Annotated in this window: 18 protein-coding genes; 5 read left to right on the top strand and 13 right to left on the bottom strand. The window is 38.9% G+C overall.

The features are described from left to right. Positions 1 to 145 precede the first annotated feature (145 nt). Positions 146 to 1,468, top strand: a complete 1,323-nt coding sequence (locus ACH8JV_RS02355; RefSeq protein WP_396519519.1) for an MFS transporter — start codon at positions 146 to 148, stop codon at positions 1,466 to 1,468. Positions 1,469 to 1,471: 3 nt separating this feature from the next. Continuing rightward, complete coding sequence (coq7, locus tag ACH8JV_RS02350; RefSeq protein ID WP_396519517.1) at positions 1,472 to 2,107, top strand: 2-polyprenyl-3-methyl-6-methoxy-1,4-benzoquinone monooxygenase; 636 nt, start codon at positions 1,472 to 1,474, stop codon at positions 2,105 to 2,107. A gap of 43 nt (positions 2,108 to 2,150) precedes the next feature. Here the strand turns inward: coq7 and ACH8JV_RS02345 are convergent, their stop codons facing one another. After that, on the bottom strand, positions 2,151 to 2,699 hold the full coding sequence (locus ACH8JV_RS02345) for a DUF2799 domain-containing protein (RefSeq protein ID WP_032050808.1): 549 nt from the start codon (positions 2,697 to 2,699) through the stop codon (positions 2,151 to 2,153). A gap of 407 nt (positions 2,700 to 3,106) precedes the next feature. On the opposite strand from ACH8JV_RS02345, the gene ACH8JV_RS02340 reads away from it, so the two are divergent. Then, positions 3,107 to 4,531, top strand: a complete 1,425-nt coding sequence (locus ACH8JV_RS02340; RefSeq protein ID WP_396519515.1) for a glutamine synthetase family protein — start codon at positions 3,107 to 3,109, stop codon at positions 4,529 to 4,531. A gap of 74 nt (positions 4,532 to 4,605) precedes the next feature. Here ACH8JV_RS02340 and ACH8JV_RS02335 read toward each other — a convergent pair whose 3' ends face one another. The 9 genes from ACH8JV_RS02335 to ACH8JV_RS02295 form a co-directional block, all read right to left on the bottom strand. Further along, on the bottom strand, positions 4,606 to 5,322 hold the full coding sequence (locus tag ACH8JV_RS02335; protein WP_005128364.1) for a response regulator: 717 nt from the start codon (positions 5,320 to 5,322) through the stop codon (positions 4,606 to 4,608). Between the two features lie 11 nt (positions 5,323 to 5,333). After that, positions 5,334 to 7,988, bottom strand: a complete 2,655-nt coding sequence (locus tag ACH8JV_RS02330) for an ATP-binding protein (protein WP_396519512.1) — start codon at positions 7,986 to 7,988, stop codon at positions 5,334 to 5,336. Positions 7,989 to 8,026: 38 nt separating this feature from the next. Beyond that, positions 8,027 to 8,632, bottom strand: coding sequence for a potassium-transporting ATPase subunit KdpC (kdpC, locus tag ACH8JV_RS02325; protein WP_396519510.1), 606 nt, complete (start codon positions 8,630 to 8,632; stop codon positions 8,027 to 8,029). 13 nt (positions 8,633 to 8,645) lie between these two features. Then, positions 8,646 to 10,685: a potassium-transporting ATPase subunit KdpB gene (gene kdpB, locus ACH8JV_RS02320; protein ID WP_396519508.1), complete on the bottom strand. Its 2,040-nt coding sequence runs from the start codon at positions 10,683 to 10,685 to the stop codon at positions 8,646 to 8,648. Between the two features lie 8 nt (positions 10,686 to 10,693). Further along, positions 10,694 to 12,403, bottom strand: a complete 1,710-nt coding sequence (kdpA, locus tag ACH8JV_RS02315; protein ID WP_396519506.1) for a potassium-transporting ATPase subunit KdpA — start codon at positions 12,401 to 12,403, stop codon at positions 10,694 to 10,696. Positions 12,404 to 12,646: 243 nt separating this feature from the next. After that, positions 12,647 to 13,099: a 2-amino-4-hydroxy-6-hydroxymethyldihydropteridine diphosphokinase gene (locus ACH8JV_RS02310; protein WP_396519504.1), complete on the bottom strand. Its 453-nt coding sequence runs from the start codon at positions 13,097 to 13,099 to the stop codon at positions 12,647 to 12,649. Next, positions 13,056 to 13,436 (bottom strand): dihydroneopterin aldolase, encoded by a 381-nt coding sequence (folB, locus tag ACH8JV_RS02305; RefSeq protein WP_000338781.1) that lies wholly within the window; start codon positions 13,434 to 13,436, stop codon positions 13,056 to 13,058. The genes ACH8JV_RS02310 and folB overlap by 44 nt, the downstream gene beginning before the upstream one ends. A 15-nt stretch (positions 13,437 to 13,451) precedes the next feature. Then, entirely contained in the window at positions 13,452 to 14,750 is a 1,299-nt protein-coding gene (locus ACH8JV_RS02300) for an AarF/ABC1/UbiB kinase family protein (protein ID WP_151761082.1), read from the bottom strand. A gap of 58 nt (positions 14,751 to 14,808) precedes the next feature. Further along, positions 14,809 to 15,585: a HesA/MoeB/ThiF family protein gene (locus ACH8JV_RS02295; RefSeq protein ID WP_396519502.1), complete on the bottom strand. Its 777-nt coding sequence runs from the start codon at positions 15,583 to 15,585 to the stop codon at positions 14,809 to 14,811. A 173-nt stretch (positions 15,586 to 15,758) separates the two neighbouring features. On the opposite strand from ACH8JV_RS02295, the gene ACH8JV_RS02290 reads away from it, so the two are divergent. Continuing rightward, the gene (locus tag ACH8JV_RS02290; RefSeq protein ID WP_396519500.1) at positions 15,759 to 16,337 is read left to right on the top strand and encodes a flavin reductase family protein; all 579 of its coding nucleotides are present in this window, start codon (positions 15,759 to 15,761) and stop codon (positions 16,335 to 16,337) included. Positions 16,338 to 16,383: 46 nt separating this feature from the next. Here the strand turns inward: ACH8JV_RS02290 and ACH8JV_RS02285 are convergent, their stop codons facing one another. The 3 genes from ACH8JV_RS02285 to ACH8JV_RS02275 all read right to left on the bottom strand — a co-directional run bounded on the left by ACH8JV_RS02285 (position 16,384) and on the right by ACH8JV_RS02275 (position 20,173). Further along, the gene (locus ACH8JV_RS02285; RefSeq protein WP_396519498.1) at positions 16,384 to 18,027 is read right to left on the bottom strand and encodes an AMP-binding protein; all 1,644 of its coding nucleotides are present in this window, start codon (positions 18,025 to 18,027) and stop codon (positions 16,384 to 16,386) included. A 220-nt stretch (positions 18,028 to 18,247) separates the two neighbouring features. Beyond that, a complete protein-coding gene (locus ACH8JV_RS02280) occupies positions 18,248 to 19,384 on the bottom strand; it encodes an acyl-CoA dehydrogenase family protein (RefSeq protein WP_000602467.1) in 1,137 nt (378 codons plus the stop codon). Positions 19,385 to 19,402: 18 nt separating this feature from the next. Continuing rightward, positions 19,403 to 20,173, bottom strand: coding sequence for a 3-hydroxyacyl-CoA dehydrogenase (locus ACH8JV_RS02275; RefSeq protein WP_396519496.1), 771 nt, complete (start codon positions 20,171 to 20,173; stop codon positions 19,403 to 19,405). A 166-nt stretch (positions 20,174 to 20,339) separates the two neighbouring features. Here ACH8JV_RS02275 and ACH8JV_RS02270 point away from each other — a divergent pair, with 166 nt between their 5' ends. Next, positions 20,340 to 21,368, top strand: a complete 1,029-nt coding sequence (locus ACH8JV_RS02270) for an AraC family transcriptional regulator (protein WP_396519494.1) — start codon at positions 20,340 to 20,342, stop codon at positions 21,366 to 21,368. Positions 21,369 to 21,590 lie beyond the last annotated feature (222 nt).

Raw genomic sequence — 21,590 nt, 5'->3', positions numbered from 1 at the left:
TTTAATAAACGCACCAATATGAGGATAAAACTCACTCGAAACCATTGATTTTTCATTTAATCAAGCGTTAAAAATATCATACATGGTTTTCGATGCAAATTAACACTCCGTCACATTTTTTAATAAAACTCAATGAAGCTTGCACATGATGAAACAAGATGAATCCCTGATGACATCACGTCGGTTTGTACCGATGTTTTTTACACAGTTTTTTGGCGCATTAAATGACAATGTTTTTAAGCAAGCTTTATTGTTAGTCATTACGTATGGTTGGATTCAACAACAATCTGCCCCAGTAAGTACACTCAATAATTTAGCAGCATTACTGTTTATATTGCCATATTTCTTTTTCTCGGCAACAGCTGGGCAAATTGCAGACAAATATGAACGTGCACAGCTTGTGCGTGGTATAAAAATATTAGAAATCATCATTATGCTCATTGGCTCTGCTGGTTTTTTATTGGGCCATTTATGGTTGCTTCTTCTCGCTTTATTCTTAATGGGAACTCATTCCACATTTTTCGGACCTATTAAATATGCAATTTTGCCTGAGATTTTAAAACCGAATGAACTCATGTCGGGCAATGCCTTATTTCAATCAGGTACATCGATGGCAATCTTGTTCGGAATGATCTTAGGTGGTGCCGTAATTGCATCATCAGAAGGTAATTTACTGTGGATTAGTCTGACTGTAGTCACTATTGCTTGTATAGGCTATGTGTTTAGTCATTTTATTCTGCCTCAAAAAGTTGCTGCGCCAGATTTAGATATTGATTGGAACTTTATTCGTACAAGCTTCCAAACCATTACATATGCCAAAAGCTTACCGTTAGTGTTCACAATTTTATTAGGTAACTCGTGGTATTGGTTTTATGGGGCGACTTATTTAACGCAAATTCCGCAGCTGACTCAGCAAAACCTCCATGCATCAGAAAATGTGGTTAGCCTACTACTCACGTTCTTCTCAGTCGGAATTGGTGTCGGTTCATTACTTTGCCGCAAAATTGGTGGTTCAGAAATTAATATTAAAATGGTACCAATCGGTGCAATTGGCCTTACTGTTTTTGCGCTTTATCTTGCAGCCAGTCTAGCTTTTGTACCCGAAAGAACTGGTGCATTACTGACTTTAAAAGATATTTTTACTCAAGGTTGGGTTTACTACCACGTCATGATTGCTGTGACTTTATTGGGTATTAGTGGTGGTTTTTATATTGTTCCTTTGTATGCCATGATGCAGGCTTATTCGCCACGCTCCCATCGTGCCCGAGTAGTTGCAGCGAATAACATTTTAAATGCTGTATTCATGGTTTCTTCTGCAATTTTCTCAATCTTAATATTAAGTGTTTTAAAAATTGATATTAAAATACTATTTATTATTACAGCTGTACTTAGTGCAATCTTTAGTATCTGGCTTCTTGCCCGACTAAAACCAATGCTTGCCACAGCACATCTTTCTTTGGAGGACTAATTTATGCGCCACTACACGGGAATTGATCAACTTATTAACTCCTTTGATCAAGCATTACGTAGTCTTGTTCCGGGTGCAACAGCAGCTCAGCGCCAAAATCCGGCCGAATCGGCTGAAACACAACTTGGTGTAGAAGATGCTCGCCATGTTGCAGGCCTCATGCGTGTTAACCATAGTGGTGAAGTATGTGCTCAAGCGCTTTATCATGGACAAGCATTAACGGCGAAATTACCGAACGTACGCCGTGAAATGCAACAGGCAGCGATTGAAGAACAAGATCATTTAGCTTGGTGCGAAGACCGTTTAAAAGAGTTGAATAGCCATACAAGTTTATTGAACCCAATCTGGTACGGCCTTTCATATGGTATGGGCGCTCTTGCTGGTATTGCTGGTGATAAATATAGCTTAGGTTTTGTTGCTGAAACTGAGCGTCAGGTAAGCATGCATTTGCAAGACCATTTAAACCAATTACCAGCTCAAGATGAACGTTCTCGTAAAATTTTAGAGCAAATGAATGAAGATGAATTACATCATCGCCATACAGCGCTTGAAGCAGGTGGTGTTGAATTACCTTATGCAGTAAAAATCAGTATGACCGCTATTTCAAAGTTAATGACTAAAACGAGTTATTATCTTTAAAAAACAAAGGATTGATCTCATTTAGATCAATCCTTTTCAAATATTATTTTAAGCCATGATCATATTTGAAACGTTCAATATCTCGAATTGAGTTCCAATAGTTGCGATTAATACGGTCACGATCAATTTGTAGTTCTCTTAAAAGCTTACGATAACGTTCACGCTCTTCTGGCTTTAATTTTTCGTTATAAGCACTGTCAGAATATTGCTTAAACTTCTCATCATAACGCTCATATTCAGCTTTTGCATTGTAGTAATCTGAGGCAGCTCGATAATAAGGTCTTAAACGATTACGCTGCTCAACTGGGCATACATTAATATTACCGTTACCTTCTAAAGCGTTATAAAAAATATTTGCTGGCTGGCAATAATAACCTAGGCCTTCTTTATACCCACGTTCATATGACTTTTGATCTGGAACAATATTGGCTTTTCCACATGCTTTGTAATATTGATCTAAACGTGGCGAAGAACCTTTCGAACCATCTTTCTCACCCACTAATGACCAATTCGCAGTCTTACATTCTTCTACGCTCATTGCAGCACAACCTGAAAGGCTGATTACTAAAATGGCTAAACCGATATTTTTCATATTAAGAGAACTCAAAAATAAAAATTAAAAAAACGCAAAAAATAAAATTCCAGTACATACACGATATAAGTCTTGCTCAATTCAAGATTTATACATAAATGTTTAACTGGATAAGATTTTAAGTTTAAAGCAGTTTGACCATCTCACCAAATTTAAGGATCACAATTCTTAATTATGTTTAATTTTTAAAAGCGAAATCATGAACGATCAGACAACTCTTTGATGGCCCTTATACGTTAATTTTACTTAAAGACTTATCATAAAAGCACCAATTAACTTTTTAATTATTAAAATAAAAATCCAAAATTATTTATAAAAAACCCTTTGTCTTTTTACTCTTTTTTTACGAGATTAACTTCAAAGGCTAAGGTAGGATTTTAGCTAAATAACCACCAAGGTTTTTTATAATGAGTACGCTTATTTACCCAAGTTTAAACTTAAAAGACTCTCACTTTAAGGCATTTAAAATATCAGATGATTTTATTCCACAAATGCAAATTCATACGTTCAAATCAGAGCTTTTTTTGAAAGAAGTTGATGAATATTTAAGTTTATATCCTCACACTCAGCACATTGATATTTGTCTACATGACTTAAACGGGCATATTCGTGGCAAACGAATTGACGTTAAGAGCCTCAAAAATCTATCGAATGGATGTTATTTTCCTCTTTCTGTTTATGCCATGAGCCTTGATGGAAAAGTGATTGAAGAAACAGGACTGGGAAAATATATTGGTGAACCAGATAGACTTTGCCTGCCCATTTTAGGCAGCTTGCAACCCAATGCCTTATCCCCAGAATTAAATGCTCAGCTTTACCTATCCATGCAAGAAGAAGATGGTTCAGACTGTCGCTATGAACCACGCAATATATTAAAAAAACTATTAAATCAGTTACATGCTAATAATTATTTCCCTGTCATGGCTGCCGAGCTAGAGTTTTATCTTTTCTCACCTCAGCATCAATCTGAAATATGTTCAGAAAACCAATGTTTTGATATAGATGCGCCAAATAACTATCAGCAAGTCCTAGATGAAGTTGAAAAAGCTGCCCTACTACAATCAATTGAAATTACCGCTATTGTTGCAGAATCATCACCTGGACAATATGAATTAAACCTTCAACACAGCCATGACATTTTAAAGCTATGCGATCAAATTAATGCCTTAAAAAGAATTGTAAAACAAGTTGCAAGAAAGCATGACCTAACCGCTTGTTTCATGGCGAAACCGAACTTGGCAAAGGCTGGTAGTGGTATGCATTTTCATATGAGTCTGCTTAATCAATACCATCAAAATATATTTAGCTCAGAAGTACAAAAAGATGAGCTTTCAGCCAAATTATTGAGCGCGATTAGTGGCCTAATTGAGTTAATGCCTGCATCTATGGCGATTTTAGCACCTAATATTAATTCTTATAGACGTTTTAAAATTGGTCATCACGTGCCATTAGAAGCCAATTGGGATACCAATAATCGTAATGTTGCAATCCGAATTCCATGCTCAGATGTACAAAATCAACGCTTAGAATATCGGGTTGCTGGAGCTGACTGTAACCCCTATCTCGTTACAGCGACTATTTTAGCTGGCGTATCTTACGGCTTATCTCATAAGTTACCGCTACCAAAACCTGCACATCTTTTAAAATTTCAAGATGAGCACATTTTATTAGCCAACAATCAGCCGGAAGCCTTAAAAATATTTAAAGGAAGTCTTATTTTAAAAGGGTATTTAGGAACTGACTTTGTCGAACATTGGTACACAGTTAAACAAGCTGAATATCAAAATATTTACAGCCAAATGACTGAAGCAGAACAACATTGGGATATATAAATAAAAAAGCAAAAAAACTATAAACCACTTTGCAAAACCTTAGGGAGAAATACCCTAAGGTTTTTTATATCTCATTAATTATTTTTCTGTTTAGCTAAAAAACGCAATCCAACACCAGGTTCAGTAGCAATATAACGTGGTTGAATCGCATTATCTCCTAGTTTACTGCGCAACTTGCCTACCAAAATACGCAAATAATGCGTATCTTCCTGATGAGTTGGCCCCCATAGTTCTTTTAAGAGCTGTGGCTGTGTTAAAAGCTGTCCTTGATAGCGCATTAATAGCGTTAAAAGTTGAAACTCTTTTCGAGTTAAAGTAATTGGCTGCTGCTCGACCCAAACCAAACGTTGTGTGACATCGACTTTAAGATAACCATCGTCATATACATGTGCTTCTTGCTGGATTGGTTGATTTCTTAAGATGACACGTATGCGTGCCAAAAGCTCTTGAACACTAAAAGGCTTGGTCATGTAGTCATTTGCGCCAGCATCTAGCAAAGCAACTTTTTCGTATTCATCAGCGCGTACAGATAGGACTATAACTGGCACATTTGACCAGCTACGTAATTCTTGAAGGACTTCTTTCCCGTCTAAATCGGGTAAGCCTAAGTCTAGAATAACTAAGTCAGCCCCTTGGGTTGCCAAAGCCTCTAGGCCTTTGTAACCCGTTTCGCAGAGCGTGGTTTTGTATTTTTGAGTTCTTAAAGCAATGTCTAAAAATTTACGGATTTGAGGCTCATCATCAATAATCACAATACGTGTTTCTACAGGTGATGTTTCTGAACTTATCATGAATTTACAACTTATTCTTTTACTGGGTGAATGGGTAATCTGATTTGAATTAAAGTACCTTTATTTTGGCGCCCTGAAAATGCTTCTATTGTACCCATATGAGCACCAATAATCGCTTTTACGATTGTAAGCCCTAAACCAGTACCAAACTTTCCACGGTCTCCTCGTTCCATCGTATAAAACATATCAAAAATGCGATGTCTTTCGTCTTCAGGAATTCCCGCACCTCTATCTTCAATTTCAATTTTTACTTCATCTTCTGATGAAAGGTGAGCACGAATCATGACTGGTTCATCGGGAGGTGAAAAGTTTGCGGCATTTTCTAAAACATTAAAAATAGCTTGCTCTACCAGTGCAGGGTGAACATACAAACTAATCGGTTGCTCAGGTAACTGAATCACTACTTGCGTATCTGGTTTATAGCGCTTTAAACGGCGGGTTGCCGAACCAATTAACTCATCTACCCCAATCCAGTCTCTTTTCAAGGTTAGACCTTCGTGGCCTAAGCGCGTCATATCAAGCAAGTTTTGAATATAACGGTCTAAACGCTCACCTTCTAAATGTATTGTTTCAAGTAAATCTTGCTGGTCTTGTTCTGACATATCAGCTTTAAAATTCGCAAGTGTGTCTGCTGCGCCAATAATAGAAGCAAGTGGTGAACGTAAATCATGCGATACCGAAGATAATAAAGCAGAACGTAAACGCTCTGTCTCACTGGTGACTTTTGCTTGTTCAAGTTCATTGACCAATTGGGTTCGAAGTGCTGCCTGTGCAATATATTCAATTACACTTTCCGTCAATTTCTTTTGCTCAAAATTTAGAGAAACTACGTCATCCTTAAAGTAAATTCCCACTATACCTAGGCTATTTTTCTGCTCTAAAAGAGGTAAAAACCACCAGTTTGATTGACTAAGAGTATCGGTAAAACGCCCGCACGGTTGTTGATGTTTTAAACACCATTCTGCGGCTACTTTTTCTTTATCATTTAGCTCAATATCAGATGAAATGACTCTATCTTGAATAGAAATCCACACCTTAGTTTGCAGCTGGGTTTCTAAAGTCATACGTCCTGTTTGCATGACTTCTTCAAGATTCACCGCACTAGAAAGCTTACGTGCCAAGTCTTGCATCACTGTGGTGTAGGCATTCGCAGCTTTTAAAGACAAAACCTGCTGACGTAACTGAGAAGCCAACCGCCCAGCGATTAAAGCTGCCGCAAAAAAAGCAACAACGGTAACCACCCCTTGGTGTGCTGAAATTTGAAATGTAAAACGTGGTGCAATAAAGAAAAAGTTATAAGCCAAGAAACAGATTAAGGCTGCCACTACTGCAGCGAGCATTCTCGTTTTCGTTGCTACAATTAAAACTGAAATAATAAAAATGACAGAAAAGTCTTCAATACCCAATAGAACTTCGGCAAAGTGAGCTATAAAAATACTGACACAAGTAACCGCTAAAACAAAAACACTTTCTTTTAATGATAAAAATGATGGCTTTTCAAGTTGAGTTGTCTTTTTAGTGCCCTGTTCTGGATGCAAAATCGTTAAAGCAATCGAATTTTCTTGATTTAATAATTGCTGAGCTAAATTTTTCTTAAATAACTTTAACCACCACGGCGAAATACTTTTGCCAATGACCAGATTCGAAATTCCTCGGTCAACCGCGGCATCCATTAATACTGACGCAACTCTATGCCCATATAAAACTTCTGTTCGCCCCCCGAGTTGTCGAGCCAGCTCAAATGCCCGATCAATCTCAATATATTCTTTTTTATATGAATTTCCTGAGCTCTGTCCAAAGTCAAAACTTTTAGCAACATTCACTACAGTCCATGTTGCCCCATAGCGTTCAGCTAATCGACAACCTGCCCGCACTAAATATTCAGAAGAACCTTGTCCATCTATCGCAATCATCAATTCATTTTGTAGCGAGATAGACTTCAAACCTTTAGAGGTGTAACTCTGTTTTAAATCTAAATCGACATGCTCAGCAACGCATTGCATTGCGAGTTCACGTAATGCTGTTAAATTTGAAATGCTAAAAAAGCCTTGTAATGCCAGATTTGCTTGCTCTGGTACATAGACTTTTCCTTGATGGAGCCTTTCAATAAGCTCACTGACTGGTAAATCAATTAAACGAATGTCTCGAATACGATCAAATACCCGATCTGGTACCGTTTCATTTACTCGAATCCCCGTAATCTGGTAGACCACATCATTTAGGCTTTCTAAATGCTGAATATTAATGGTCGTAAATACATCAATACCTGCGTCTAGCAATTCATTAACATCTTGCCACCGCCGTTCATGACGACTATTTGGGACGTTGCGATGAGCCAGTTCATCAACCAAAACGATTTGCGGATGCCTGAGTAAAATAGCATCCAGGTCCATTTCTTCTAAAGTATGCCCCTGATATTGCATTTCCTTTCTAGCAATCTGAGGCAAACCTTCCAAAATTTTTAGAGTTTCGATTCTTCCATGGGTTTCAACAATACCAACAACAACATCTGTGCCCTGTTGAAATAGTTCTTTAGCGCGGGCGAGCATGGCATAGGTTTTTCCAACACCAGGCGCTGCACCGAGAAAGACCGTTAGTCGACCGGCTTGATATCTATTCACATGATTTAATAAGGCTTCAGCCTGATTTTCGCGATTGCTTTGCACTTGATATCATCCGGTAAACTAACAATTTTATTTTCAAGTTAATGTGTAGATTGTAATTGATCTAAAGCGATATTTAACTCTAATACATTAACACGAGCTTGCCCTAGTACACCAAACTGAACTGGTTCAATATGCTTTTGGAGTAACTGTTCTACAACTTTAGGGGCTAAATGACGCGCTTGAGCCACTCTGGCAACCTGCAACTGAGCAGATTCAGGGCTAATATGTGGATCGATACCACTACCTGATTTAGTCACCAAATCACTTGGAATCGGTGTATTGCCCGTGTGGTCTTGTTTTATCACCGCAAGAATCTGAGCATCAATTTGTTTCTGTAGTTCAGGATTAGTACGAGCTAAGTTTGTACCTGCCATCGCCATCGGGTCATAAGCAACTGCTGAAGGACGCGGATGAAAATAAGCCTCTCCAACAAATGGCTGAGCGACTAATTTTGACCCTAAAACTTTATGATCTATTTCAATCAAACTACCATTCGCTTGATTGTTGAATAAAACCTGTCCCGCGCCTGTAGCGATCGCACTATAAATAGCACCACAACCGACAAGGGTAAAAATTAGAAGTCCGAAAGATGCTCTTAAGGTCTGACCCAAATTTGCTTCTGAATTTTGTGCATAAGTTTTCATTTCAAACTCCAGATTACAAACCAAATAATTGAACAATCACAACATCAATCGCTTTAATGGCAATGAATGGTAGAACCACACCGCCCACCCCATAAATCAACATATTTCGACGTAGTAACTGAGTTGCAGTTGAAGGTTTAAATTTGACGCCACGTAATGCAATTGGAATTAATAGCGGGATAATAATCGCGTTAAAAATTAATGCAGATAAAATCGCGCTGCTTGGACTTGCTAAGTGCATTACATTCAATACTTGCATTTGTGGAATCGCAGCAGCGAACAATGCAGGCAAAATGGCAAAGTATTTAGAGACGTCGTTTGCTAACGAAAATGTTGTTAAAGCACCACGGGTAATCAGCTGCTGTTTCCCAATCTCAACCACAGCAAGAAGTTTGGTTGGATCTGAGTCTAAATCGACCATATTGCCGGCTTCTTTTGCAGCTTGTGTACCTGAGTTCATGGCTAAGCCAATATCGGCTTGTGCTAATGCTGGTGCATCGTTGGTTCCGTCACCGACCATTGCAACTAAACGACCTTGTTGTTGTTCGGTGCGAATACAAGCCAATTTGTCTTCTGGTTTTGCTTCGGCAATATAGTCATCTACACCCGCTTCAGCAGCAATCGCAGCAGCAGTTAATGGGTTATCACCTGTAACCATGACAGTTTTGATGCCCATTTCTCTTAAACGGGCAAAACGTTCTTTAATGCCGTGTTTAATCACATCTGAAAGTTCAATCACACCTAATACATGATGTTGATTTGCGACAACCAATGGTGTTGCACCTTTTTTGGCAACTTGTTCAACACGTGCTTTTAACTCTAGATCTTGAGAATAATCTTCATCTACAAATTTCAAGATTGCATCTAAAGCACCTTTACGAATTTGCTCACCATTCGGTAAATTCACACCAGAAATTCGAGTCGAAGCACTAAAAGAGATAAATTCGGCTTGCTCAGGTTCTTGCTGTTTTAAACCTTGTTCTTTTGCTAACTTAACAATCGATTTCCCTTCTGGTGTTGGGTCGGCAAGTGAACTCACCCAAGCAGCAGCTCTCAACTCAGATTCGGTTACCGAAGTTAAAGGATAAAATGAAGTTGCTTGACGGTCACCATAAGTAATGGTTCCTGTTTTATCGAGTAAAAGCACATCAATGTCACCTGCAACTTCGACAGCTTTACCTGATTTCGCCAAAACATTGGCTTTGAGTGCACGGTTCATACCTGCAATACCAATCGCAGGTAACAAGCCACCAATCGTTGTTGGAATTAAGCAGACCAATAGCGCCACGAGTACAACTGGATCGAGCTCAATATGCAAATAATGAGCAATAAATGGTAGGCTAATCACCACAATTAAAAATGTAAGTGTCATCACCATTAACAAGAAGCCAAGTGCAATCTCATTCGGTGTTTTTTGACGATTTGAACCTTCAACCAAAGCAATCATACGGTCTAAGAAACTTTGGCCAGATTCAGCGGTCACTTGCACAACAATACGATCTGTAAGAACTTTAGTCCCGCCAATAACACCTGAACGGTCAGTTCCAGCTTCACGTAACACGGGTGCTGACTCACCTGTAACCGCCGATTCATTAATGGTGGCAAAGCCTTCTACAATTTCACCGTCGGCTGGAACAAGTTCACCTGCATGAACTTCAATATAATCATTTAAATGAAGTTCAGTAGCTGCAATTTGAGTGGTTTGACGGTCTGTCAAAGAATTAAGTCTTCGGGCAGTCAAGTTTTCTCTTGCTGCACGCAATGAAGATGCCTGTCCACGACCTCTAGCCTCTGCAACCGCTTCAGCATAGTTAGCAAATAAAATTGTAATAAACAAAATTGCTGTGACGACCAAACCAAACAACAGTGTGGCATATCCCATTACGGTACTTAGCGCAGTAACCACTGTTCCAAGCCATACAATTGCCATGACTGGATTTTTAATTGCATGCTGGGGTAGCAATTTTATAAAAGCATTTTTCCAAACTTCAAAACTTGGTACTGCCACAGTTGTTTTATGGCTATTTACATGAGTTTGTGTATTCATTTTCACTCGCCTCCTTAGCCTTTAACCAACAACAGTTGATCGGCAATTGGCCCAAGGACAAGAACTGGCATAAATTGTAATAAGGTAAGCAATACAACAATCGTAATCAGCGTTAAGGCAAAGGTTGGCGTTTCAACCTGAAGGCTACCTGTTGTTTCGGGTGCTTTTCTTTTTGCTGCTAAACGTGTCGCAATCATTAATGGCAAAATTAATGTCGGGAAGCGTCCTAAAAGAAGAGCAAGACTACAAGTGACATTCCACCATACGGTGTTGTCTCCAAGGCCTTCAAAACCTGAACCGTTATTAGCAAACGCAGAAACATATTCATAGAACACTTGGCTAATACCGTGTGGTCCAGGGTTTGTGATACCTGATAATCCCGGAATACTAAGACTCAATGCTGTAAAAGCCAGAATAATAAGAGGCTGAATTAAGATAATAATCGCAAGTAACTTGATCTCTGCTGCTTCAATTTTGCGTCCAAACAATTCAGGTGTACGGCCTGTCATTAAGCCTGCAATAAATACAGCGAGTAACAGATAAATCATAAACTGTTGCAGACCACAGCCCACACCGCCCCAAATGGCATTAATCAACATGTTAATGAGTTCAACCAGCCCAGTAAGCGGCGCAGAAGAATCGTGCATCATATTGACCGAACCGTTATTCACTTGTGTAGTCAGCGCAGCCCAAACTGCTGATGCTGCAGGTCCAAAACGTTGCTCTTTACCTTCCATTACTGCAATTTGAGATGCGGTCGATGACATACTTTCAGACCAGACAGCTGCCGCACCTGAAATAACCGACATCAAAAGCATGCTACCAAACACAAAGTAAGCAAACTTTTTACGCTGAGTAAAATGCCCGACCATAAAAATGACTGTGATTGGAATAAGTAAGATCGCAATCATTTCTAGTAAATTAGAAAATGGTGTTGGATTTTCTAAAGGCACAGAACTATTTGGACCATACCAACCGCCACCATTACTACCCAATTGCTTAATCGCTACCATTGGCGCAACTGGCCCTAAAGGAATTTTTTGGGTTTGTAATGTATTGGCTTTATCAATCAGCTGTATTTCTGGCCCGCCTTGGAAAGTTGCTGGTACACCTTGGCTGTTGAGCAATAAAGACCAGACAAAACAGAGCGGAAGCAAGAATCGGACTGTAGGACGAATTACATCTGCCCAATAGTTACCAATTAAAATTTGATCTGGCTGCTCGGCAACATCGGCCGCAATATGGCTTGGGCGCTGATAAAAGAAAGCTCTTAATGTCGCAACAACCAAAGCCAGCCCCATCATTGGAGTAATGACTTGCAGCCCCACAATACCTGTCATTTGCGACAAATAAGATAACTGAGCCTGACCAGAATAATGCTGCTGGTTTGTGTTTGTTAAAAATGAAATAACCGTGTGTAACGCTAAATCCCAACTCATATTTGGTGCATGATTTGGATTTAATGGTAGCCATGCTTGCGTCATAAAAATAGCAAAAACGGCTATAGCTAGAAAAACACAGCTAACAACAAATGCTAAAGAATATTGTTTCCAGTTCATTTGTTGTTGTGGAGATATACCTAACAAGCGATATACAGGATTTTCAATCCAACGAAATAATCCATCGCCAACCATCGGCTGATTTGTCATCACTTTGGATAGATATTTGCTGAGACACCATGCTAAAAAAATAGCAATAAATAAAACAAGGATAAGTTCTAACATGGCTATTCTCCTCTATACCCCTTGGCTTGATTTGCCAAAATGGAAATAAGGAGAGATGAAGAAATATCACTTTTTTTGAGTCCGCATAAGGCTATGCCAGACTGATGCAAGATGCGCATTTGAGAATTTATAAGCATCTTTATTGTCCTGAAGTAACACTAATTTAGTGAATTTCAGTATGGATAAAATGCTCGTAAATTCTCTATTGAGGAACTCAAAGGCCGCGTAAATTTTGCGTAAATTTTAGTTTGAAAGACCTTGAAATTTAAAATTAACAACTGGGTAAAGCGTACTATCAGCCTTTAGTTTTTCACAATGCCAAAGTTCATATAAAGGAATTTTTACATCGAGCGCCAAAGGTAATTTTTTAGAATTAAATTGCATATGGTCCAAATCACTTCCCCATGCAATCAAATCTACATCTAAAGAAATATGATGCGATGGTCGAACACGTCCAGAATCTGACTCAAGTTTCTTGAGAAAAGATTCAATTTGTTCAAATGATAAAGTGCTTTTTAATAGACATGCTGAATTCCAATAATCATCTCCAATACCATCTCGGCATGGAATTTGATAAACAGATGAAAACTGCACTTTCCCCAAAGTTGCTAATTGCGTATAAGCAAAAGTAAAGTGCTGATCTGCGTCTAAATTACTCGCTAGGGCGAGCGCAAAAATTGTTTCTGGTGCGTTCAAGACGAATTCCTACAGCGTTTGCTTCTGCAATGATGGCTGGCTTACGGATGGTTATGGTAATTTTTTCAATTGTTGGAAAGGTTTCAAATAAACATTGCAAAACCAGATGAGCTGCGTGCTCGATTAACTCAGGTTTAGCTTGCTGAATGGTTTGAGCCGATAACTCACAAATCTGCGCATAGTTGAGTGTATCCTCAAGCTTGTCAGACGCTGCAGCTCGGCTCAAATCATTATGGATGGTCAAATCCAACATTAAAGGTTGAATGATTTGTCTTTCCCAGTTGAAACAGCCAATTACTGTCTCAACCTTCAAGCCTTCAATAATAATGGCATCCATAAATTTAAACTGACCTTAGTGCTTTAACAACGAAGCAGGTTCCATATTTTGAACCATTTTCAAACGTTGGTCTGCATAAATATCAGTATATGGTGCGAGTACGCGCATAAAACGATCAAAATAAAGCATTTGCTTAAATAATAAGGCAAAATCTCGAGGGAATTTAATACCGTGGCGCTCACCAACCCCTACCATATCCATCATGATGTCATTTAAATCGGCTGGATTTGAAGACAGAATTTGCTGTGGATCGGCCATTAATACGCCATTAAATAAGCGCTCCAAATCTTGTGCCAATACATCAACATCGACCTTGTTATGGGTCATGCCCATCTTCAGCATATTTTCAGCCATTGCTTGATAATCAGTCTTTTGCAACGCATCCATAAACGCAATACATGCTGTCCAGACTTCTGGTTTTAACTGACCCACAATACCGAAATCGATAAAACCAATTCGGCCATCTTCAAGCAACATTAGGTTTCCAGCATGTAAGTCAGCGTGGAAACTCTTACAGAGCATAAGACTACCAAACCATGTATTCATGGCAGTAATTAGCACTTGTGATGGGTCTTTAGCATATTGTTTTACCACACTAAAATCTGTCAAAGACACACCGTATAAACGCTGCATGGTCAACACACGGCGTGTAGAAAACTGATGATAAACTTTAGGTGCAGTCGCAGCATGGTTTTGAGAAATATTTAAATATTCTATAAAGTCATCTAAGTTTTGGGCTTCTTCAATAAAGTCGACTTCACGCACCATACGGGTTTTAATTTCATCGACAATATCAGAAAGAGCAGCAAACTTGATTTTAGGTACTGCACGCTCAAGTAGTTTGGCTGCCCAATGCACCACATTTAAGTCAGTGTACAAAATGGTTTCAACACCAGGTTTTTGTACTTTGATAACGACATCTTCACCGGTCGTCAGTTTAGCTGCATGAACCTGAGCAATTGAGGCAGAAGCTAAAGGTTTTTCATCGATGTAGCTAAAAATCTGGTTTAAATCACGCCCTTCAAATTCAGAAGCAAGTACGCCTTGAATATAACTAAATGGCAGAGTTGGTGTCTGATCTAAACAACCTTGAAATTCTTCTACATATTCACGCGGAAATAGCGATGGTGTACTCGCGATAAACTGACCAAGCTTAATATATGTTGAGCCAAGCGACTCAAAAGTCTCACGCATGAGTTTGGCATTACTTGGCTTATCAGTTGCGTACTTAATACCAGCTTTAGCAGCAACCACTGCGGTTTCACCGATACGGGCAACTGAGCGCAATCCATCAAATAAAATATTTTTTTTCATATTTCTTTAGAACCAGAATATTCGTCTCAAGTGTAGCAAATTTTGCTTTATTTGCTGATTAGCTTGCCTGACAAAGTGGACAATTTATATCTTTATCAAAATTAACAATACGTTGTGTCATATTTAATCCATCCCAAAGTAACAGTTTTTGTTTCAAAGGAGTGTGATTAAGCCCTAAATATAACAAAGTGTGATGTGCTTGTAATGACGCTATCATTACAGGAGTTGTTGCAAGCACTCCTGACTCTGCACAGCGCAGGCCTTCATTGTCATGCTGTTCTTTTGGGAACAAACATTCATAACAAGCTGAATCATCTTCTACCATAAACATTTGCGCCTGAAAGCCAATTGCAGAAGCACTAATTAATGCGACCTGATGCTTCTTACAAGCACTATTTACTAAATAGCGAGTTGTAAAGTTATCACAGCCATCCAGCACTACATCTTGGTGTTCAACAAGTCTATCAATGTTATGTTCGTCTAAACGTTCATTAAAGTATTCAACACAGATATAAGGGTTAATTTTCTGTAACCGTTTTGCCAGAACTTCAGCTTTATAACGACCAATATCTTCATGACCAAATGCAATTTGACGCTGTAAATTACTTATCTCAATGGTATCTGCATCAATGAGTGTAATTTTTCCAACTCCTGCTCGTGCGAGTAGCTCTGCACTGCTACAGCCTATTCCTCCAGCACCGACAATCAGTACATTGGCAAGTTTGAGTTTTTCCTGAGCTTCAATATCCCATCCATCAAGTAAAATCTGACGGCTATAGAGATGCATTTCTTCATCACTTAACTCTACAAAATCGATATCTTGAAGCTCGGTCACGCGTTAATCCTTTCACTTAGAAGCGAAATGATTTTATGACTAAGTTCGTTATTATGAAAGCTATAAAATAGAAACAACTTTTTTATTCTAATAAAGCTTATTTACCAACATTGCATCTATCAAGCTTTCTGCAACAATAGAAATATCTATTTTCTTTATTACTTAGGCTAAATATGACGCAATCATATATTGCACCTGTAGAGTTAGAAAAAGCTTATCGGTTGTTAAATCATGGTCCAACTGTCCTAGTTTCTGCACAACATGGTGATGACCGCAATGTAATGGCTGCCGCATGGGCATGTGCATTAGAGTTTAAACCTGCCAAAGTGTCTGTAGTTTTAGATAAAAGTACGAAAACTCGACAGCTTGTTGAGCAAAGCGGTTACTTCACCCTACAAGTTCCTTGCTATGCACAGCTCAATATGACCAAGCAACTTGGCACCATTAGTAAGTTGGATGACCCACAAAAACTTGAACACTGCGATGTTGAACTGTTTTATCAAGAAGGCCTGAGTAGCCCGCTTGTATCAGGTTGTATCGCATGGCTGGTTTGTAAACTTATTCCTGAACCGCACAATCAGTCAGCTCATGATTTATTTATTGGTTCTGTTGTAGGTGCATGGGCAGATAGTCGCGTTTTTAGAGATGGGCACTGGTATTTTCAAGATGCGCCAAAAGAACTTCGAAGCCTGCATTATATTGCAGGTGGAACGTTTTACTTAATTGGTGAAGAAGTGAAAGCCGATCTCTAATATAAAAAAATAAAGGGAAATATTTAAATATTTCCCTTTGTTCAATTTAGCTTGCATAGGCTTGCTGCATTTTTGCAATTTCTTGCTGCTTCAATAATCCTCTTTGAATTTTTCCGCTCGTGGTTTTCGGTAGACTATCCACAAACTCAATTTCTTTTGGGTACGCATGACGAGATAAACGGTTACGAACATATTGCTGTAGTTTATCTTTTAATGTTTCACATGCTTGATAAGCAGGCTTAAGTACCACAAAAGCTTTTACTATTTCGGTTCGTTCCGGATCTGGCTTACCAATTACGGCTGACTCTAATACCGCCTCACACTCTAATAAAGTACTTTCAACATCGAATGGTCCAACTCGGTAGCCCGATGTTGTAATGACATCGTCAGCACGTCCAACAAAATCAATGCCGCCATGTTCATTTAAAGTGACCGTGTCTCCTGTTAAATAATACTTACCAACAAATGATTTGCGATTATTGCCACCATAACCTTTAAACCACATTAGTGGGGATTGCTCCGAGTCCATTGCCAAAATACCAACACCACCTGTTGGTAATTCTTGATAATTTTGGTCTAACACAGCAAAACGATGCCCAGGAATTGCAAAACCGGCTGAACCTACTTTTAATGGGTGCTCAAGCGCATGGTGGTTCGCAATCACCATGCCGAGTTCAGTTTGTCCATATTGATCAAAAATATTGACCTCTAAATCCTGTTTAAACCAGTTCACAACCTCAGGTGTTAATGGCTCACCCGCACTACTCACTACGCGTAAATGTTGTTTAATTGAAGGGTCAAATTTTTCCTTAAATCCAAAGAACATACGAAATGCTGTAGGCGAACCAGTTAAATTACTTACTTTATACTTTTTAATTAACTCAATTGCCTGATCTACATTAAACGAACGCTCATCCATAATAATGCTATGTCCCAAGCTTAAAGGGCCTGTAATGCCATAATACAAACCATACGCCCACCCCGGATCTGCCAAATTCCAGAACATATCCTCTTCACGCAAATCGACAGCATGAGTCATATAACCTTTAAATGTCAAAATTGCTTTTAAAGGAACTGGTACGGACTTGGCAAGACCAGTTGTACCAGAGGTAAACATCATTAAAAAGTCATCGTCAAAGCTACGGCTGACTGGTTCACATTGCTCAGAATAGCGTTGTAAAGATTGCCAAAAATCGAAGTCATGTTCAGATAAAGGACCAGTCTGATGAACAGTGACAATAACCGGAACATTTAAAGTATTCAGTTTAGGGCGCTGTTCATCATTGGTCACAATCAATTTAGTTTGAGCAGTCGTAATACGGTGATCAATCGATTTTGCTTCAAAGGCAGTAAATAAAGGCTGATAAATAGCACCTATGCGCCACGTTGCCAAAATTGTAATTAATAACTCAGGCGTTCTCGGTAAAAGCCCTGCAATACAATCTCCAGCTTGAATTCCTTGTGCTTTAAAGAAGTTAGCAAGTTTTCCAGAAAGTTCAGCAAGTTGTTCGAACGTATAGTGCTCTGCCTGTCCGTTTTTTCCTTCCCAAAAGAGCGCTGTTTTATTTTTTCCTACATAACGCTCACAGCACTCAACATAAGCATTTATCGCTTGGGGGTGCCCAACAAGTTGCTCTTCAATGAGTTTTTCAAGATCAAATTGCTGATAAGCTTCTGCCAAAGTTTTCATGATGCTCACCTTCATTCCGTTTGATGATTGATTTTGTGTAAGGCCACAAAATCTGTCCTGACTGTTATTGTTTTAGCTAAAGCTCGAAGAATATTTCTTCAACTTTCCTATCTATTTCAAACAAAACTAATAGCAAAAATACATCATTTCAATTGCAAGAAACCGCACATAGTGTGCGGCTTCTTGCAGTTTTAAGTTTAAAAACTCAATATCTTATGATCTAAACTTGAGCCACTTCACGAGCAATCACCAAGCGTTGAATATCAGAAGCACCTTCATAAATCTGGCTTACACGAACATCCCGATAAATTCTCTCAACAGGGAAATCACTGACGTATCCATAACCTCCATGAATCTGGATTGCATCCGAACATACTCGCTCAGCCATGGTGGATGCAAAGAGTTTCGCCATTGAGGCCTCTTTTAAACAAGGTAGTCCCGCATCTTTTAAAGTTGCAGCATGCAAAACTAGCTGATGTGCAGCTTCAATCTGAGTTGCCATATCAGCTAAGCGAAAACCAACCGCCTGATGCTGAACCAGCTCTACACCAAAGGCCTTACGTTCATTTGCGTATTGGACAGCAGCATCAAAAGCCGCTCTTGCCATACCAACAGATTGAGCCGCAATACCAATACGACCAGCCGCTAAATTAGATAGCGCAATTTTATAACCCTCACCCTCTTGCCCTACCAAATTTTCTAAAGGAATCCGGCAGTCCTCTAACGTAATGGTTGCGGTGTCTGAAGCATGTTGACCCATTTTGTCTTCAATACGAGTCACCAAGTAGCCTTGGGTATTGGTCGGTACAAGAAAGCACGAAATGCCTTTTTTACCAGCTTGTTTATCTGTAACCGCAAACACCAAAGCTACTTGAGCATTTTTACCACTGGTAATAAATTGCTTTACGCCATTGAGTACCCAATGGTCGCCATCTCGCTCGGCTTTACATAAAATCGCGCTCGCATCGGAACCAACATGTGGTTCAGTTAAACAAAAGCACCCTAGCCATTCACCAGAAGCAAATTTTGGCAAATAGGTTTGTTTTTGCTGCTCTGAACCGTATGCCAGTGTAATACCGCAAATCAAAGAGTTTTGTACGCTGACGATTGTCGAAATAGCACCATCACCTGCAGCAATTTCCTCAATTGCGAGTACTAAAGATACATAATCCATTCCGGCACCGCCCCATTCATCGGGCACAGTCATTCCCATAGCGCCTAGTGCACCTAAATCTTTTAACTCCTGAGCCGGAAATTCATGGGTCTTATCGCGATGTGCAGCTGTTGGTTTTAACTGATTTTGCGCATAGTTACGCATCATCTCCTGAACCATGCTTTGTTCAGCATTTAGAATCATTTCAACATCCTTATTTTATTATTTTGCTGCCATACGAATTGCACCATCCAAACGGATAACTTCACCATTTAAATAGGAATTTTCAGCAATATGCGCAACCAAACGAGCAAACTCTTCTGGTTTTCCTAAACGAGATGGGTACGGAACCATTTGCCCCAAAGCATCTTGTACATTTTGTGGCATACCCTTAAGCATTGGAGTTTCCATAATTCCCGGTGCAATGGTCATAATACGAATAGCATGTCTCGCTAACTCACGAGCAATCGGCAAAGTCATCGCCACAATAGCGCCTTTTGATGCAGAATACGCTGCCTGACCAATTTGACCGTCAAATGCTGCAACAGAAGCAGTGTTAACAATGACACCACGGTCCTCTTCGCCTGCTTCAACTGTATTTTTACTCATTGCATCTGCTGCAAAACGCAGCATGTTAAATGTACCTGTGACATTAATATTTAAAGTCTTTGCAAATAACCCCAAGTCATGAACACCCTCACGGCCAACTACTTTCGCAGAAGGGCCAATACCAGCACAATTCACCAAACCATGTAAATGGCTATGTTTGACTAAGACATCTTTAAAGAACTGCTCAGCAGCAGTTTCATCAGTTACATCAAGTTTTACAAAGTCAGCTTTTGGCCCTAGCTGTTTTGCTTGCTGTTCACCTGCTTCTACATTCATGTCTACTAATGTGACTGAGGCACCCTGCTTTACCAAATACTCAGCAGTTGCAGCCCCTAAACCAGAGCCACCACCTGTAATCACGAAATGTTTTCCTTGAATTTTCATTATGTAACGTCCTATAGAAATATTCTTTAACCTTAGTAGTGAGAGTAAAAGTTGTTTTTTTCCGATACAATTTCAAAAAACCTCAAAATGCTTGCAGCTTTTGATCAATCCAAATTTTGAATATGAAATATTTCACTTGAAATACGTAAAAAAATGAGTCTTTGACATGGTTGTCCAATCTTCTTTAAGTAAAGGAACAATTTCGATTGCACTGGTACATGAAGCATTAAGTGCGGCTTATACCAAAGGGTTAAATACTCAAATCATTTTGAATAAAGCTGGCATTCCTGCTGAATTGCTCATGACACCCAAAGCCCGTGTTCCGGTAGCAACGTATGCACAATTATGGATAGAACTTGCTAATGCCATGAATGACGAGTTTTTTGGGATGGATAGCCACCCTATGCGTCGTGGCAGCTATAAATTACTTACAAAACTCGTCAGTACGGCTGAAACTTTAGAAAAGGCTCTCTACGATATTTTGAATTTTTTTAATTTTGTGCTTGATGATATACGTGGAGAACTCATTCGAGAACAAGAAAAAGCTTATTTGGTCATTCGTGATCGTGAACAACCTAAACGTATGTTTACTTACGCAACCTTTTTAATGTTGGTACATGGGCTTATGTGCTGGTTAATAGACCAGCGAATTAGTTTAAACAGTATTGCTGTACGCTGTTCAAAACCAAACGATATTCAAGATTATCTAGTTCGTTTCTGTGAGGATATACAATTTAATGCCGAGATAAATCAGGTTGAGTTTGATGCCCACTATCTAGATATTAAAATTAAAAAAGATAAAAAAGCGCTTTATGATTTTTTAGAGCAAACTCCACAAAATCTTTTAGTTCGCTTTAAAAATGAAAATGCCTTGAGCGTTCTTATTCGGCGTCATTTATTGAAACTTCACCCAGCCGAATGGCCTGAACTCAAAGATGTCGCGCAGCAACTCAATATTTCAGAAGCTACTGTTCAACGACGCCTCAAACATGAAGGAGTAAGTTATCAGCAAATTAAAAATGAAATTCGCTGTGATATTGCGATTGAACGCTTAAGTAAAAGCAATGATTCAATACAAGACATTAGTGAAGACTTAAATTTCCATGACCCGAGTGCTTTTCACCGTGCTTTTAAAAAATGGACAGGTATCAGCCCAGGTGCTTACCGAGATAACTTAACAACATTTAAGCAATAACATATACATCGGCTGAAGTTTAAGGCATTAGGGCTTAAGCTTATGATATTTATGTCTTTTAAATTGAATATTTCATATAACGCATTATATAAAACTTAATAATGCCTATAAAACATTAACTTATAATTTTATCTAAACTTTTATCTTTCAAACTGATTTACAAATCAAAATAACTAAGTTTGTAAGCCTCTAAACACATGAAAGGATGATTTATTATTTTAT

The organism is Acinetobacter sp. ABJ_C5_2 (assembly GCF_044538485.1).
Classification (GTDB): domain Bacteria; phylum Pseudomonadota; class Gammaproteobacteria; order Pseudomonadales; family Moraxellaceae; genus Acinetobacter; species Acinetobacter nosocomialis_A.
The sequence above is the reverse complement of the archived record's forward strand: the minus strand, read 5'-3'. Positions and strand labels throughout refer to the sequence as shown.